19 protein-coding genes are annotated in these 14,998 nt (G+C 48.5%); all 19 read left to right on the forward strand.

Annotation, left to right across the window (positions count from 1 at the left end; translation table 11 throughout):
* The first annotated feature begins 17 nt into the window (after positions 1–17).
* Positions 18–1,043, forward strand: a complete 1,026-nt coding sequence (locus KNO70_RS09385) for an NAD(P)H-dependent glycerol-3-phosphate dehydrogenase (RefSeq protein WP_214812248.1) — start codon at positions 18–20, stop codon at positions 1,041–1,043.
* 96 nt (positions 1,044–1,139) lie between these two features.
* Positions 1,140–1,340 (forward strand): DUF2768 domain-containing protein, encoded by a 201-nt coding sequence (locus KNO70_RS09390; protein ID WP_015881463.1) that lies wholly within the window; start codon positions 1,140–1,142, stop codon positions 1,338–1,340.
* Between the two features lie 5 nt (positions 1,341–1,345).
* The gene (locus tag KNO70_RS09395) at positions 1,346–2,056 is read left to right on the forward strand and encodes a hypothetical protein (protein ID WP_015881464.1); all 711 of its coding nucleotides are present in this window, start codon (positions 1,346–1,348) and stop codon (positions 2,054–2,056) included.
* A 109-nt stretch (positions 2,057–2,165) separates the two neighbouring features.
* Positions 2,166–2,438 (forward strand): HU family DNA-binding protein, encoded by a 273-nt coding sequence (locus KNO70_RS09400; RefSeq protein ID WP_015881465.1) that lies wholly within the window; start codon positions 2,166–2,168, stop codon positions 2,436–2,438.
* Positions 2,439–2,564: 126 nt separating this feature from the next.
* Positions 2,565–3,137 carry a heptaprenyl diphosphate synthase component 1 gene (locus KNO70_RS09405; RefSeq protein ID WP_015881466.1) on the forward strand — a complete coding sequence of 191 codons (573 nt, stop codon included), beginning with the start codon at positions 2,565–2,567 and terminating at the stop codon, positions 3,135–3,137.
* A gap of 20 nt (positions 3,138–3,157) precedes the next feature.
* Positions 3,158–3,859: a demethylmenaquinone methyltransferase gene (locus tag KNO70_RS09410; protein ID WP_015881467.1), complete on the forward strand. Its 702-nt coding sequence runs from the start codon at positions 3,158–3,160 to the stop codon at positions 3,857–3,859.
* A 3-nt stretch (positions 3,860–3,862) separates the two neighbouring features.
* The gene (locus tag KNO70_RS09415; RefSeq protein WP_078146741.1) at positions 3,863–4,825 is read left to right on the forward strand and encodes a polyprenyl synthetase family protein; all 963 of its coding nucleotides are present in this window, start codon (positions 3,863–3,865) and stop codon (positions 4,823–4,825) included.
* A gap of 91 nt (positions 4,826–4,916) precedes the next feature.
* Entirely contained in the window at positions 4,917–5,336 is a 420-nt protein-coding gene (ndk, locus tag KNO70_RS09420; protein ID WP_015881469.1) for a nucleoside-diphosphate kinase, read from the forward strand.
* A gap of 101 nt (positions 5,337–5,437) precedes the next feature.
* On the forward strand, positions 5,438–6,217 hold the full coding sequence (locus KNO70_RS09425) for a CheR family methyltransferase (RefSeq protein ID WP_015881470.1): 780 nt from the start codon (positions 5,438–5,440) through the stop codon (positions 6,215–6,217).
* Positions 6,218–6,226: 9 nt separating this feature from the next.
* Positions 6,227–7,390: a chorismate synthase gene (aroC, locus tag KNO70_RS09430; RefSeq protein WP_214688854.1), complete on the forward strand. Its 1,164-nt coding sequence runs from the start codon at positions 6,227–6,229 to the stop codon at positions 7,388–7,390.
* Positions 7,384–8,439 (forward strand): 3-dehydroquinate synthase, encoded by a 1,056-nt coding sequence (locus KNO70_RS09435; RefSeq protein ID WP_214812251.1) that lies wholly within the window; start codon positions 7,384–7,386, stop codon positions 8,437–8,439. The genes aroC and KNO70_RS09435 overlap by 7 nt, the downstream gene beginning before the upstream one ends.
* Positions 8,436–9,686, forward strand: coding sequence for a 3-phosphoshikimate 1-carboxyvinyltransferase (aroA, locus tag KNO70_RS09440; protein WP_214812254.1), 1,251 nt, complete (start codon positions 8,436–8,438; stop codon positions 9,684–9,686). Before KNO70_RS09435 ends, aroA begins: the two co-directional genes overlap by 4 nt.
* A gap of 29 nt (positions 9,687–9,715) precedes the next feature.
* Positions 9,716–10,990 carry a tetratricopeptide repeat protein gene (locus KNO70_RS09445; RefSeq protein WP_078146746.1) on the forward strand — a complete coding sequence of 425 codons (1,275 nt, stop codon included), beginning with the start codon at positions 9,716–9,718 and terminating at the stop codon, positions 10,988–10,990.
* 23 nt (positions 10,991–11,013) lie between these two features.
* On the forward strand, positions 11,014–11,547 hold the full coding sequence (locus tag KNO70_RS09450) for a ReoY family proteolytic degradation factor (RefSeq protein WP_015881475.1): 534 nt from the start codon (positions 11,014–11,016) through the stop codon (positions 11,545–11,547).
* 160 nt (positions 11,548–11,707) lie between these two features.
* Entirely contained in the window at positions 11,708–12,148 is a 441-nt protein-coding gene (locus KNO70_RS09455) for a YpiF family protein (RefSeq protein ID WP_015881476.1), read from the forward strand.
* A 110-nt stretch (positions 12,149–12,258) separates the two neighbouring features.
* Entirely contained in the window at positions 12,259–12,759 is a 501-nt protein-coding gene (locus tag KNO70_RS09460; RefSeq protein ID WP_015881477.1) for a QcrA and Rieske domain-containing protein, read from the forward strand.
* Positions 12,760–12,778: 19 nt separating this feature from the next.
* On the forward strand, positions 12,779–13,450 hold the full coding sequence (gene qcrB / locus KNO70_RS09465; RefSeq protein WP_015881478.1) for a menaquinol-cytochrome c reductase cytochrome b subunit: 672 nt from the start codon (positions 12,779–12,781) through the stop codon (positions 13,448–13,450).
* 33 nt (positions 13,451–13,483) lie between these two features.
* Positions 13,484–14,278, forward strand: coding sequence for a menaquinol-cytochrome c reductase cytochrome b/c subunit (locus KNO70_RS09470; RefSeq protein WP_015881479.1), 795 nt, complete (start codon positions 13,484–13,486; stop codon positions 14,276–14,278).
* Between the two features lie 86 nt (positions 14,279–14,364).
* On the forward strand, positions 14,365–14,982 hold the full coding sequence (locus KNO70_RS09475) for a DUF1405 domain-containing protein (protein ID WP_214731029.1): 618 nt from the start codon (positions 14,365–14,367) through the stop codon (positions 14,980–14,982).
* The last annotated feature ends 16 nt before the right edge of the window (positions 14,983–14,998 follow it).

A 14,998-nucleotide genomic window follows, 5' to 3' on the forward strand; every position in this document is an offset into this window, starting at 1 on the left:
TAACGGGGGTGCCACTTATGGCAAACGTAGCTGTCATCGGAGCAGGGAGCTGGGGAACGGCCATCTCGCTCGTGTTAGCAGATAATGGCCATGATGTCCTGCTCTATGGACGTGAACAAGAACATGTGGATGAAATCAACTCGTCACATACGAACTCGTTTTATTTGAAAGACGCGCCATTACCTGAATCCATTCGTGCGACGACGAACTTGAAAGAGGCGTTAGACGGTCGGAGTATCGTTTTTCTCGTCGTCCCGAGTTCGGCGATTCGTCCTGTCTCAAAGGAATTGAACACCTTGTTGACGGAACCTGTCACCATCGTTCATGCCGCGAAGGGGATTGAACCGAAAACGCATAAGCGTCTTTCAGAAATCATCGCCGAAGAAATCGAACCGGCTAAACGTCGGGCAATCAGTGTATTGACAGGACCGACTCATGCTGAAGAGGTTGCGGTCCGGAAACCGACGACCATCACGATTGCATGTGCTGACCTTGATGTCGCGGATGAAGTGCAGGAACTCCTCACAAACGATCAGTTCCGCGTGTACTTGAATTCTGACGTCGTTGGGGCCGAATACGGCGGAGCACTGAAAAATATCATCGCTCTAGCGGCAGGTATGACGGATGGACTCGGTTATGGGGACAATGCGAAAGCTGCCCTCATGACTCGTGGGATTGTAGAAATTGCGCGACTTGGCGTGAAGCTTGGAGCGAACCCGGCCTCGTTCTCAGGATTGACAGGAATCGGAGACTTGATTGTGACAGCGACGTCACAACATAGCCGTAACTGGCGAGCCGGTAATGCCATCGGGCGTGGTGAAAAGTTAGAAGACGTTCTCGGAAACATGGGAATGGTCGTCGAGGGCGTCCGCGCCTGTGAAGCGGCCCACTCCCTTGCGAAAGAGGCAGGTGTGGAGATGCCGATCACAGAGGCGCTCTATAACGTGTTGTTTGAAGGGAAAAGCCCTCATGATGAAGTGAAGAAATTGATGAGACGCCCGCAAAAACACGAGATGGAACAAGTTTTCCATTTTGAAGAATAGACAGATTGAGAGAGGAGCTGACGTTTTCGTTCAGTTCCTCGCTTTTTTTTGCTAAACTTGAATTCTGGAGAACATAGAGAAAGTAGGGGGATAGACGTGACACCGTCACTCATCAAAATGTGGATATCATTCGCAGGGATCGGGGCTTTCGCCATCGCTGCATTAATGGTCGCACTCAGTCATACAAAACTGAGCGGTTGGTTCGCCACGCTCGTCAGACTGATTGCCTTCATCATTTTCTTATTTGGGACTGTTATCATGATTTTTGTCGTCGTCTCAGGACCGACTGGAGGATAAACGTGATGAAAAAAAAGATTGTCGCTATCAGTTTGATTTTGACGACACTGTTAGCTGGATGTATGTTTCCTGATTCAGAACGGGCCAACAATATCCCGTATGAAGACCAATTGAATACGGTACAAAGTGCGGTCGATGCCTATCGTGAGCAATCTGGGGTATTACCAATCAAAACAAAACCGGCGGAAACGCCTCTCATGGAGCGTTACCCAGTTGAATTCGCTCGTCTCGTGCCCGGTTATTTAGCGGACCCACCGGCGAATAGTTTCGAAGGTGGCGGGTTGTTCCAATATATCCTCGTCGATGTGGAGACGGAACCGACTGTGAAGTTGATTGACTTGCGTGTGTCTGAGCGGTTGCAGCAACTTCAAACGAACATCAACGCGTTTCGGGCAAAAGAAGGCAAGTTCCCATTTGACGGATCATTAGGTAAGAATCAGTTCACGCTCGATTATGATAAAATCTTTGTCACGGAAGAGCCGTTCATTCCAAGTCCCTATTCGGACCGTGAACTTCCAATCTATGTGGATGGCACGGGACAACTGTTTGTAGACTATCGAGAAGATGTGAAGGAAGCGCTTCAAAAGACGGATGAGTCGCCGGAAATAGGCGAAGACATTCGTTATTTGCTCTATAAAGATGCTCCATTCGCCCCAGCTTATTCGCAAGGATACACAATTGATGAACAAGGAGAGGTCGTGTTTTTAAACAACTGAACCTGTTTTGATAGTGAATGTCGCGAAATCATGCAAAAAATGTTGTCATATCAACGTTTGTACGATATGATTAATCCCGTAAACTCCCTGTGAGAGGAGGTGAATCGTGATGAACAAAACTGAATTGATCCAAGCTGTTACTGAGAAAGCCGATGTTTCTAAAAAAGAAGCAACGAAAATCGTAGAAGCTACGTTTGAATCAATCACTGAAGCACTCCAAAACGGTGAGAAAATTCAATTGATCGGTTTTGGTACTTTTGAAGTTCGTGAGCGTGCTGCCCGTAAAGGTCGTAACCCACGTACAAAAGAAGATATCGAAATCCCAGCGAGCAAAGTTCCTGCATTTAAAGCAGGTAAAGCGCTCAAGGATGCGGTCAAGTAATCTGCAATACATAAGTCGCCGAAAGGCGGCTTTTTTTGTTGGGTTTGCGAGTTCGAATGACGTGAATGTGACAAAAATGTGCTATACTATGTCAGAATGACAATGAAGTGGACGAGGGGGGATAGCATGGAACAGTTGACAAATGAATTCGTTGTCACAGACCTTGCTCGTCAAATCGAAACACGTATGAATCATCCCTATTTGACGAAACACGAGGTTGTACCAGCCGTCGACATGTTATTGCTTCGTTGGATGGTCGAGATGATTGATTTGGAATCGATTGAGCATCGACAACTCGTGATGGCAACCTATTTCGCACATCAAGCGCTTGATTTACACGACCAAGTGAACAGCAGCCCGAACGGGTCTTTGGCACGCCAATTAAAAGTGCTCGCCGGAGACTTTGCATCGGCTCAGTTTTATAAAATCTTGACGGACTTTCCATCATCATACAGTGATCGATTCGGTCAGTCTGTACAGCGGGTCAATGCGGCGAAGTGCACCTTATTGCTTGAGAAGAACGTTTCAATGAACGTTTGGCTCGAAGCGAACGTCGGATTGATTCAAACACTTTCCGAACTGATTGAACAACCTTATTTGACAACGAGCGGGAAACGAATGATTGAAAAGAAAGCGACAGCGCTTAGACAAGACCAAAAAGAGCAACTCACGACGTTGCTCGCGCATGCGGTCGCTTAGAACGGAAAGGATGTTACGCGTTGCAACCGATAGAAAAAGAGCAAAAAGTATACGAAGTATTTCAGTCCATTTCTCCGAGCTACGATACGATGAACTCGATTATCAGCTTCCGACTTCATAAATGGTGGCGACGGACAACGATGAAAAAAATGAACGTCTTTCCGGGGGCTAAATGTTTAGACGTTTGTTGCGGGACGGCTGACTGGACGATTCAATTGGCAGATGCTGCTGGAAACACGGGTGTTGTGAAAGGACTCGATTTTTCAGAGAACATGTTAAAAGTGGGAGAGGAAAAGGTCAAATCTTGGCCGAACATCGAATTGCTTCATGGAAATGCGATGGCTCTTCCGTTTGGTGACAACTCCTTTGACTATGTCACAATCGGATTTGGACTCCGAAACGTTCCAGACTACATGACGGTCTTGCGTGAAATGCACCGTGTCTTGAAACCAGGTGGGACGGTCGTTTGTCTTGAAACGAGCCAACCGACAGCACCGCTTTTTAAAGAGTTGTATCGTTTCTACTTTGGAACGGTCATGCCGCTTTTCGGTAAGGTCTTTGCCGGTTCATACGATCAGTATAAGTGGTTGCAGGAGTCGACCGATCAGTTCCCAGACCGTTTGACGCTCAAGCGGATGTTCGAAGATGCCGGGTTTGAACAAGTCGAAGTGAAGACATTCTCCGGAGGTGCATGTGCCATGCATCTAGGAAAGAAGTGGTGAACCATGTCTTTGAAGCGACTTTATCGTCATATGAACCGAGAGATTGATCAAATCGATCAATTCTTATCTACTCGAGTCAGGACGGACCACCCTGTCATTGAATCGGCATCGCGCCAATTACTCGATGCCGGTGGCAAGCGCATCCGACCCGCCTTCGTTTTACTGAGCGCCGGGTTCGGTGAGACGAAAGATATCCGTTTGACGAAAGTTGCCTCAAGTCTTGAGTTGATTCATATGGCATCACTCGTGCATGACGATGTCATCGATGACGCGATGCTCCGTCGTGGCAAACCGACCGTGATGGAACGATATGATGAAACAGTAGCGATGTATACAGGGAATACGTTATTCGGAGAAGCGATTCGTCTCGTATCCGAAATTGATTCACCAGAAGTGATGCGCATCATGGCAGATACGATGGAACGAATCTGTGTCGGTGAAATCAATCAAATCCAAGATCAATTTGAGTGGGGGCAATCACCGAAGCGCTATTTAGATCGGATTGCGCGAAAGACCGCTCTGTTGATTGAAACGAGTTGTGCGGCAGGAGCTGTCATCTCTGGAGCGTCTCCACAAATCGTGAGGCAATTAAGTCTGTTTGGATATGATATCGGCATGGCTTTTCAAATGACGGATGACTTGCTCGATTTTACCGCTAAGAGTTTTCAGCTCGGTAAGCCGGTCGGGGAAGATTTGAAGCACGGTCATAAAACGTTACCGCTCCTGTATTCATCTGAGGACCCTGACTTTTATGAACGTCTCCGTCAAGTGAACGCCTCGACGGATGTGGAAGTGACGAAATCTCTCGTCCGGGAAGTGCAACGAAACGGAACGTTAGAACGCAGTCAACGGACGATTGATCGTTACGTCAACCGTGCCATCCGCCGACTAGACGGGTTGCCGGATGTTCCGGACAAGCGATCGTTAATTGAAATTGCGCAATATATTGGGAAACGCAAATGGTGAATGCCCATGTAACCCCTTTCAAAAATGTGTCGGACCGTGTACACTAAATACGTACATCGTACACATTTATAGACTTAGGGGGATTTGGGGAATGGAAAAGACATTTTTAATGGTTAAACCTGATGGGGTAAAACGTGGATTGATTGGGGAAATCATCTCACGCTTCGAAAACAAAGGATATACGTTGAACCGTCTCGAAATGGTGACACCGTCAGTTGAGGTCGCAGAGGCACACTACGCAGAGCATAAAGAAAAGCCGTTCTTTGGTGAATTGGTTGAGTTTTTGACTTCTGGTCCTGTTGTTGCGATGGAATGGGAAGGGGAAGACATCGTGGCCGTCTCTCGTTTAATGATCGGGAAGACGAAGCCAGTGGATGCTCAACCAGGAACGATTCGCGGCGATTTTGCATCGACGATGTCACAAAACGTGATTCATGGTTCTGATAGTGTGGACAGCGCGGAACGTGAACTCTCACTTTGGTTCGCTGAAGTGGCTTCACACGTTTCATGACTTTTCGAGGGACGGGGAAACCTGTCCCTTTTTGATTCCCTTTGAGTTGCCTGAGATCAGAAGAATGCGGAAATGAGAAAGAATTGAGGTTGAAATTGGTGATGAATGATTATGCCATCTTTGTAAAAAAGTTTTATATCAAGTCGGGTATTGACTTGAACTTATATAAAGAGGCGCAGATGAAGCGCCGTATGGTCGCACTACGCGAAAAGAAGGGGTATGCATCGTTTTTGGAGTATTTGAAGGCGATGGATACAGATCGTCAACTTTACGAGGAGTTTCTCGACCGGATGACAATCAATGTGAGTGAATTTTATCGCAACCCGATTCGTTGGCAACAGCTTGAAGAGGACATCCTCCCGCATCTGATTCGCTCGAGTCAAGGGAAGCTTCGCGTATGGAGTGCTGCCTGTTCAACAGGAGAAGAGCCATACTCACTTGCCATGTTGTTGTCGAAACATCTGGCCCCATCTCAATTTTCAATCATGGCCACGGACTTAGATGATGTCGTCATCGAAAAAGCGAAGCAAGGAAAGTACCATGAGCGGGCGCTCATCGATTTGCCGGAGGAGTTTCAGAAGCGCTACTTTACCCGTCGTGGCGACGACTATTATATTTCAGATGAGATCAAGCAACTCGTGACATTTAAGAAGCATAACTTGTTAGCGGATGTGTACGAACGTAACTTTGATTTGATCGTCTGTCGAAATGTCTTGATCTACTTCACTGAAGAAGCGAAAGAGAAGGTATATACATCATTCCAACGGGCGTTACGTCCAGGTGGGATGCTATTTGTCGGTGGAACGGAACAAATTTTCCAACCGAAGCGTTATGGCTACGCAATGAAGCAAAGTTTCTTTTATGAAAAAATAGATGGATGAGGTGATCGGATGCGTTATTTGACAGCTGGTGAATCACATGGTCCCGGTCTGACGGTCATCATTGAAGGGGCCCCAGCCGGACTCGCGATCGATATTGCGCAAATCAATGCGGAGTTAAAAAAACGTCAATCTGGTTACGGTAGAGGGCGCCGCATGCAAATCGAGTCAGACCAAGTAGAAGTTCGTTCGGGAATACGGCATGGCGTGACCACGGGTGCACCCATCACTTTTTGGATTGAGAATAAAGACCATACGCATTGGAAACACGTCATGCAGGCGGAACCGATTGAAAGCGACATCGAAGTGAAGCGCCGCGTCTCTCGGCCGAGACCTGGACATGCTGACCTGGTCGGTGGGATGAAGTATGACCATCGAGACTTACGTGACGTGTTGGAGCGCTCGAGCGCAAGGGAAACAGCGGCTCGTGTCGCGGTCGGAGCTTTCTGTAAGCAACTCCTTCAACAAGTCGGGGTGTCCCTCTTTAGTTATGTCAAAGTGATTGGTGGGGAACGTGCGGAGTCGTGTACATTCGATTCGCTTCAAGAAGCACAAGCAGTCGTCGATGCGTCACCGGTGCGTACGTTAGATGAAGCGGCCGCGTTGCGAATGATGCATCGCATCGATGAGGCCAAGGCAAATGGAGACTCGATCGGTGGGATCGTGTGTACAGAAGTACATGGTGTTGTACCGGGACTTGGATCATATGTGCAGTATGACCGTAAACTGGATGCGAAAATCGCACAAGCGGTCATGAGTGTCAACGCGTTTAAAGGTGTTGAATTCGGTGAAGGGTTCGAAATGGCGTATCGTCCGGGTTCTGAAGTGATGGACCCGATCGCATACGGGGATGATGGATATACGCGACTGAGTAACCATCTCGGTGGATTTGAAGGGGGCATGACAACGGGGATGCCGATCCTTTGTTCAGCCGTCATGAAGCCCATTCCCACCCTCTATAAACCCTTACAATCGGTCGATATTGATACGAAAGAGGCATTTTTGGCTCAAATCGAGCGGAGCGACTCGTGCGCCGTGCCTGCCGCGTCACTCGTCGTTGAGGCAGTCATCGCATTTGAAATCGCGAAGGAAATGTGTGAGACGTTCGGGCACGACACGATGGAACGAATCAAACATCGAGTCGATGAGTATCGGGAGGAGTTACGAGTATGGTAACGATTCCAATCTCAGCATCGACCCCATACGACGTCGTCTTGGACAATCAGGATTGTTGGATCGATTCGGTTGATTGGTCAAGGTATTCGATGCTATGGGTCGTCACGGATAAACATGTCGAGTCTCTTTACGGAGAGTCGTTCCGTTCTACGTTGAAACTGACCCATCCTCACGTCGTCTCGTCCGTCGTCGAAGCGGGTGATGCGTCGAAATCGCTATCTCAGCTCGAGCAGCTTGTCGCAGAAGGATTGCGCCATGGATGTGACCGCCAGACGTTGATTGTCGCCTTTGGTGGTGGGATGATCGGCGACTTGGCTGGCTTTTTAGCAAGTGTCTACATGCGAGGCGTTCCATACATACAAGTGCCGACGACGATTTTGGCTCACGATTCGGCTGTCGGAGGCAAAGTGGCAGTCAATCACCCCCTTGCGAAAAATGCGATTGGTTCGTTCTATCAGCCATCAGGCGTCTATTACAACGTCACTCGACTGAACACCTTGCCCGTCCAGGAAGTGCGAAGCGGTCTCGGTGAGTTATTGAAACATGCGTACTTATCACGTTACGTCCTCGAATCCTCTTTCGAGGACGACTTGATTTTAGACTTGAACGAGAACGAACCATTGGATTGGGTGTCGTGGCTTGCTCGTGGGATTCGAGTGAAACAAGCCATTGTCGAGACGGACGAGCGAGAACAGGGCATTCGTGCTTGGCTCAACTTTGGGCATACGTTCGGTCATGCCCTTGAGTCGGTGGAAGCCTATCGGATCCCACATGGGGAAGCAGTTTTACATGGGATGGTGTTCGCTTTCCTCGTGTCAGGAGATGAAGTTCGAGCGATGCGGTTGTTCGATTGGATGCGTTCAAATGACGTCACGCCAATCGATTGGCAACCATTCGACCGCTACGTGGAAAAAATGATTCGGGATAAAAAGAACCGTCACGGTGCAATTCGTTTTGTGTTACTTCGTGAAACGATCACCGTTGAGTCGGTACAGCTCGAACATCTTCAACAGACGTTTGAACAGATGAAAGGATGGTGGGAACGATGAGTTTAAACGGTTCTATCCGTGTACCGAGTGATAAATCCATCACACATCGGGCATTATTATTCGGGATGATGGCGAACGGGACGACGCACGTGCGGAATCCGCTCCTCGGTGCCGATTGTCGTTCGACAATCGAGGCGATTCGATCACTTGGAGCCGATGTGACAGAACAGCAAGACGAACTAGTCATTAAAGGCATCGAGTCTCCCCGCTCGGCACGGCTTGACTGTGGGAATTCAGGTACGACGATGCGTCTACTGATCGGACTCTTGTCCGGCTATGACGGGTCGTTTGAGCTCGTAGGCGATGAATCGTTATCTAGACGTCCGATGCGCCGCGTTACCGAGCCTTTACGAAACATGGGTGCACATGTGACCGGGGATATGGCGCCTCTCGTCATCGAAGGGACGGGGCTTCAATCGATTGACTATACGTTACCGGTCGCGAGCGCCCAAGTGAAGTCGGCCGTCCTACTTGCCGGCTTACATGCCTCGGGTACGACGGTTGTTCGAGAACCGATGTTGTCACGAGACCATACCGAGCGCATGTTGCCCCTATTCGGTGCGAAGCTGTCGATTGTAAACGAAGAAGGGTTACGCGTCATCCGTGTCGAACCCTCGACATTGACCGGATGTACGGTCGACGTACCGGCAGACCCGTCATCGGCTGCATTTTTCTGGGCAGGGGCGGCCATGGTGGCAAATAGTTCGGTTACGACGACGGACGTCTGTTTGAATGAGACGCGGATCGGATTTTTACGTACGCTCGAACGGATGGGCGCGAATGTCGTCATTTCGAACGAACGATTGGTCGGTGAAGAACGAGTCGGGGACGTGACGGTCACGACGAGTGAGTTATCCGGCACGGTCGTCGAAAAGGATTTCATTCCTTCACAGATTGATGAATTACCCCTGTTCGCTCTCGTCGCCTCTCAGGCGAATTCACCGTCCATCGTAAAAGATGCAGCGGAACTGCGCGTGAAAGAAACCGACCGGATTGAGGTGGTCGTCTCAGAACTACGCAAATTAGGTGTGGACATCGTCGGCACCGAGGACGGATTCATCGTCCAGCCGAGTCGCCTTCACGGAGGGGATGTCTCGACTTACGGAGACCATCGCTTGTCCATGATGTTACAGATTGCGTCACTCGTGACCGATGAAGCCGTTCACATCGAGGGGATCGAGGCATCCGATGTCAGCTATCCTCGATTCCGTGAAGATTTACAACGGGTTCAACGTAAGATAGAATAACGACAAACCGAAGCCCAGGAGGACGAACCATGCTAGATGAATCAGCTTTAACACATATAATCGAGATGCTTGAGTCAGGTGAGACGGAACATGCACTCATGCATCTAGAAGAACTTGAGAAGGAAGGGTCGGATGATGACCGTTTAGCCATCGCCGACCTCTATTTAGAGTTAGGTCTTGCCGACCGGGCGACAGCTGTTCTCTCAAAGCTATACGTCGACTATGAGGGAGACCCGAATGTCGCCTTATCGCTGGCGGAAGCGTATTTAGATAGTGACCGTGAAGAGGAAGCGATTGCCGTGCTTGAAAAAATCAAATCGGATGACGCAGATACGCAAGTGAGGAGCCTCGTCCTCCTCGCTGACCTGTATCAATCGCAAGGATTGGATGAAGTGGCAGTGAAGAAACTGATGGAGGCGCTCGAGAAAAATCCGGATGAACCTTTACTCATCTATGGATTGGCTGAATTGTATGCCTCGACCGGTTCATTTGAACAAGCCATTCCACTTTATGCGCGTCTTCCGAAGATGAAGTTGCCGGCTGAAATCGACTATCAAGCGGATTACGCGGAGGCCCTCACGATGGTCGGATCGTTTGAAGAGGCGCTCGAGGAATACGAGCGGGCCACACATCGCGATTTGAACACCGTCTTCGGTCATGCGATGACGGCTCATCGGATCGGACGTGAGGAAGTTGCGATCAAGCAGTTCAAAGAGCTTCAGGCGATGGACCCAGACTTCACGTCGCTCTACTTGCCTTATACCGAGGCACTCGATGCAATCGGGCAAACGGAAGAGGCCATCGAGATCGTCGATCAAGGCATCACGCGCGACGATTATAATGATGAACTGCGGCACGTCAAAGCAAGGCTGCTTCTCAAACTCGGAAATCGGGACGGTGCCATTAAAGAACTGCGTGAGGCGCTCGTGTTAAATCCAGAATCGTTACAAGCGACAGAATTGCTCTTGTCGATTTTATTTGAATCAGGAGAATTCGATGACGTTCTCGAAACCATCGATGCACTCGAAGATCATACGACGTCGCCGCTCATGACATGGTACAAGGCGAAGGCGAAATATGAGCTCGAAGCGTATGACGAAGCGGTCAGTCTGTATGCCTCAATTGAGCCGATGATGAAAGAGGACGTGTCATTTGTGACGGAATGGGCTACACTGTTGATAGAGGAAGGTCGTAGACAAGATGCGCGACGTGTGGTCGAGCAATCGCTTGCATTGGTGGTGGATCTCGATGATCGCCAATTGCTCGAAGAACAGCTCGAACAATTGTCTGATGACGTAGAATGAATAAGGGAAGGGAATGAGGTCAGATGGTCGAGCGGAAACGTAATTTTTTGAAGCGATTCGTCGCTCATCATACGCTTCGGAAACGTGAAGCAAAGTGGATTCTTGACTATTGGTTAAGACATCCTGAAAAGCTTGGCAACGTTCATTTCGTGACAAACGCTTCAGTCTCACCACGAAGTCTCGTGATGACAGCGTACGGGTTTGACGGTGAACCGTTTCGATACCGACGGGGAGACCTTGTGACCATGAATCCTGAGAAGGCTTATCATGACATCCGTCTACACGATGGGCCAATCTATGTAGAGTTAAATTTTCAAGGCATGATGATCGATGAGAACTGGGTCGACATCGTCGAACAGAATCCGTTTGAACCAGTGGCAGAAGTGAGAGACGAAGTCTCTTCCTCTGCTCAAACGGTCATTCAAGCATCGGTTGCTCAATTTGAAGAAGAGCGATTGCTGATTGAAATCGATAAAGCGCTCGACCGACGAGACGAGAATTTATTCCGCAATCTGACGACTCAACTTCATCAAGTGCGAGCATCTAAATTATTTTGAAAAAAACAAGCGCTTCCGTTCCGGTAGGCGCTTGTTTTTTGGTATATTAATTACGTAGGAATACACATTTATTTCACAGTTCGTTCATAACTTTGAAAGGTGAGCGAAGTCATGTACGCTACAATAGACATGATGAGATATGAAGGAGAGGAGGGAAAAGATGAGGTTCGATAGTCAAGGGGCACTCCGCTCGATTGCCGAACGACAATACGTCGATACGCTCATCGTTCCGCTCGCAGAATTGGCGTTTGGTGAAGATATGGTTCGTAAAGCCGAAAGCTATGAAGTGATTCATGCCGTCACGGCTGAGACAGAACGTCAATTATCTGGTCGAACGATGCTCAGCCCGACCATCAGTTACACCGATGTGGAAGCTGGTGTGAAGTTGGCGCAGGATGTGGTGGCGAAAGCAAATTCATCCGGATTTTCTCACGTATTGTTTATCGCGTCAGACGTCCGTTTCAAAGCATTTGATTTGCCGGTTTTGTTCGTACCGCCGCTCGCGCTTGGATCGATGTCAAGCGATCAGGCGCACACGATGGTCCAGAATTTTGCGACGCAAGTCATCACGGAACTTTCGAGCCGTTGGATGGCGACATGAAGCGGTTGACGTAGAGGTTTTATTGATATACTATTTTGTTGAGTGAGAAATTTTTGTGAAGAATGCATAAAGAATTATGGGGTTATGCACACGAATGAGGGGGGAACGAAATGGCTCAAAATGGGTCAAAAGTCACGCGCCGTCAGTTCTTAACGTACACACTGACTGGAGTAGGTGGCTTTATGGCGGCAACATTGATCAGTCCGATGGTCAACTTTGCGATCGATCCGGTTTTGAAAAAATCCGGTGCAGGCGACAAAGTAAAAGTAATGAGTCTTGATGACATCACGACTGAGCCGCAACGTGTCGACTTTAAGAAACAAACACAAGATGCTTGGTATGAATTTGAAGAAACGCTTTCAGCATGGGTTTACAAAACAGATAGTGGCGAGATTGTCGCGCTTTCTCCGATTTGTACACACCTAGGTTGTCAGGTAGCCTACGCTGGTGACCCGACTCGTCCAACAGAATTCTTCTGTCCATGTCACTTGGGACGTTATGAAAAAGATGGAACGAACATCCCAGGTACACCACCGACAGCACCACTTGCACGTTATGAAAAAGAAGAAAAAGACGGCTTCCTATATTTAGGTAGTCCAGTCGCTCAGTAATGAGAGGGGGAACTAGCCGATGTTACAAAAAATTTATGACTGGGTCGATGAACGCGTAGACATCACACCGCTCTGGCGCGATATCGCAGACCATGAAGTACCGGAACACGTCAACCCTGCTCATCACTTCTCTGCATTTGTCTATTGTTTTGGCGGTTTGACGTTCTTTACAATCGTCATCCAGATCCTTTCAGGGATGTTCTTGACGATGTATTACGTACCAGATATCATCAACGCGCACGCGTCGGTGTATTATTTGCAAAATGAGATCGCGCACGGACAAATCGTTCGTGGGATGCACCACTGGGGCGCATCTGTAGCCATCGTCATGTTATTCTTACATACGCTCCGCGTGTTCTTCACAGGATCGTATAAGAAGCCGCGTGAGCTCAACTGGGTCGTCGGTGTTCTCTTGTTCTTCGTCGTCTTGGCGCTCGGACTCACAGGATACTTGCTTCCATGGGACATGAAGGCATTGTTCGCAACAAAAGTTACGCTTCAAATCGCTGAAAGTGTACCGGTTATCGGTGGTATTGCGAAGACACTTCTCGCTGGTGGTGAGATTGTCGGGGCGAGCACACTCGCACGATTCTTCGCAATTCACGTCTTCTTCTTACCGGCGGCATTGTTCGGACTGTTGGGAGCCCACTTCTTGATGATTCGTAAACAAGGGGTTTCTGGACCGCTATAAGCCGATTCGAGGAGAAAAAGGAGGAGAAACGATATGCATCGCGGTAAAGGGATGAAATTTGTAACCGACTCTCGAGTAGGAATCTCGAATCGGAAACAAAACATTGCAAAAGACTATTCAGAATACCCAGGACGCACAGAGGCGTTCTGGCCGAACTTCTTGCTCAAAGAGTGGATGGTAGGGTCGGTCTTCTTGATCGGATTCATCGCTTTGACAATTGTCGAGGCACCACCGCTTCAAAATATCGCCGATCCAACGAACACGTCATACATTCCGTTGCCGGACTGGTATTTCTTGTTCTTGTATCAATTACTCAAATATCAATTCGCTGCTGGGGACTGGATCTTACTCGGCACAGTCATTATTCCAGGTTTGGCGTTCACGGCACTTCTCGTTGCACCATGGCTTGACCAAGGTCTTGAGCGTCGACCGGCGAAACGACCAGTCGCGATCAGTTTCATGTTACTTGGAATTCTCTCGGTCTTCTACTTGACTTGGGAATCTGTTCAAACGACACACTGGGATCAAGTCCATGCACAAGGTGAGCTTCAAATTCCAGGTGAAGGTCCTGAAATCGATACAGCGGCTCCAGGATATGAGATTTATTCGGCTCAATCTTGCGTCAACTGTCACGGTCAAAACCTAGAAGGTGGAGCAGCGGCTCCAGCACTCGTCGGAACGCAGTATACGGCCGAAGAGATCGCGGAAATCGCGGTCAACGGTGTCGGTACGATGCCAGCTGGTCAGTGGGACGGTTCAGATGAAGATCTCCAAGCCATGTCTGAGTTCATCGCTTCATACGGTGAAGGCGGCGAAAATAACAAGTAAGTCTTCAAGTGTAGCCTGGATATCGGGCTACACTTTTTTACTTCTGCACGACGCATACGATAAACTGAAGAAAAAGGATTGAGATAATGAACCCCATGTTTTTAAAACCGTTCTTGATGCATCGGATTGTACTGACTGTTTTATTGATCATCAACTTGGGAGGGACGATTTACGGATATATCTGGTATGAGCCTCAATTGCGTGACACACCGTACATCTATTGGCTGTTCGTACCGGATAGTCCGACGGCATCATTTTTCTTTACGATTGTTCTCGGACTTTGGTTAGCTAACAAGCGCTCCCCGTTGTTCGAGACACTCGCCTTCATCACGTTGGTCAAATACGGGGTCTGGGCCGTAATCATGAACATCATGTATCTCGGTACGTTACCACCGGATGCGCCGACCTTGACCATCTTGATGGCTGTCATGTTGATGGTCTCTCATGGTGCGATGGCGATTCAAGCACTCATCTACGCACCATTCATGAAATGGACCATTACTTCGTTTGTCTGTTCATTGATTTGGGTAATTCATAATGACGTCGTCGATTATGTGCTCGGTCAATGGCCGCGCTATCCGTCACTCGCGGAACATATCATGTGGATCGGCTACGGCTCTTTCTGGTTGACCGGATTATGTTTTTTTATGGGATATGCGTTCGTACTACGCCCATCGCTTGAAAATAAGGTCATAAGAATGTAAAATCAAATTATCAAAT

The organism is Exiguobacterium sp. s181 (assembly GCF_018617125.1).
In the GTDB taxonomy this organism is placed as follows: domain Bacteria; phylum Bacillota; class Bacilli; order Exiguobacteriales; family Exiguobacteriaceae; genus Exiguobacterium; species Exiguobacterium profundum.

What these genes read in the sequence shown, in the direction of transcription:
- KNO70_RS09385 (WP_214812248.1), top strand. Translation starts at nt 18, where the DNA reads ATGGCAAACGTAGCTGTCATCGGAGCAGGGAGCTGGGGAACGGCCATC.
- KNO70_RS09395 (WP_015881464.1), top strand. Translation starts at nt 1,346, where the DNA reads ATGAAAAAAAAGATTGTCGCTATCAGTTTGATTTTGACGACACTGTTA.
- KNO70_RS09400 (WP_015881465.1), top strand. Translation starts at nt 2,166, where the DNA reads ATGAACAAAACTGAATTGATCCAAGCTGTTACTGAGAAAGCCGATGTT.
- KNO70_RS09405 (WP_015881466.1), top strand. Translation starts at nt 2,565, where the DNA reads ATGGAACAGTTGACAAATGAATTCGTTGTCACAGACCTTGCTCGTCAA.
- KNO70_RS09415 (WP_078146741.1), top strand. Translation starts at nt 3,863, where the DNA reads ATGTCTTTGAAGCGACTTTATCGTCATATGAACCGAGAGATTGATCAA.
- ndk (WP_015881469.1), top strand. Translation starts at nt 4,917, where the DNA reads ATGGAAAAGACATTTTTAATGGTTAAACCTGATGGGGTAAAACGTGGA.
- KNO70_RS09425 (WP_015881470.1), top strand. Translation starts at nt 5,438, where the DNA reads ATGAATGATTATGCCATCTTTGTAAAAAAGTTTTATATCAAGTCGGGT.
- aroC (WP_214688854.1), top strand. Translation starts at nt 6,227, where the DNA reads ATGCGTTATTTGACAGCTGGTGAATCACATGGTCCCGGTCTGACGGTC.
- KNO70_RS09435 (WP_214812251.1), top strand. Translation starts at nt 7,384, where the DNA reads ATGGTAACGATTCCAATCTCAGCATCGACCCCATACGACGTCGTCTTG.
- aroA (WP_214812254.1), top strand. Translation starts at nt 8,436, where the DNA reads ATGAGTTTAAACGGTTCTATCCGTGTACCGAGTGATAAATCCATCACA.
- KNO70_RS09445 (WP_078146746.1), top strand. Translation starts at nt 9,716, where the DNA reads ATGCTAGATGAATCAGCTTTAACACATATAATCGAGATGCTTGAGTCA.
- KNO70_RS09450 (WP_015881475.1), top strand. Translation starts at nt 11,014, where the DNA reads ATGGTCGAGCGGAAACGTAATTTTTTGAAGCGATTCGTCGCTCATCAT.
- KNO70_RS09455 (WP_015881476.1), top strand. Translation starts at nt 11,708, where the DNA reads ATGAGGTTCGATAGTCAAGGGGCACTCCGCTCGATTGCCGAACGACAA.
- KNO70_RS09460 (WP_015881477.1), top strand. Translation starts at nt 12,259, where the DNA reads ATGGCTCAAAATGGGTCAAAAGTCACGCGCCGTCAGTTCTTAACGTAC.
- qcrB (WP_015881478.1), top strand. Translation starts at nt 12,779, where the DNA reads ATGTTACAAAAAATTTATGACTGGGTCGATGAACGCGTAGACATCACA.
- KNO70_RS09470 (WP_015881479.1), top strand. Translation starts at nt 13,484, where the DNA reads ATGCATCGCGGTAAAGGGATGAAATTTGTAACCGACTCTCGAGTAGGA.
- KNO70_RS09475 (WP_214731029.1), top strand. Translation starts at nt 14,365, where the DNA reads ATGAACCCCATGTTTTTAAAACCGTTCTTGATGCATCGGATTGTACTG.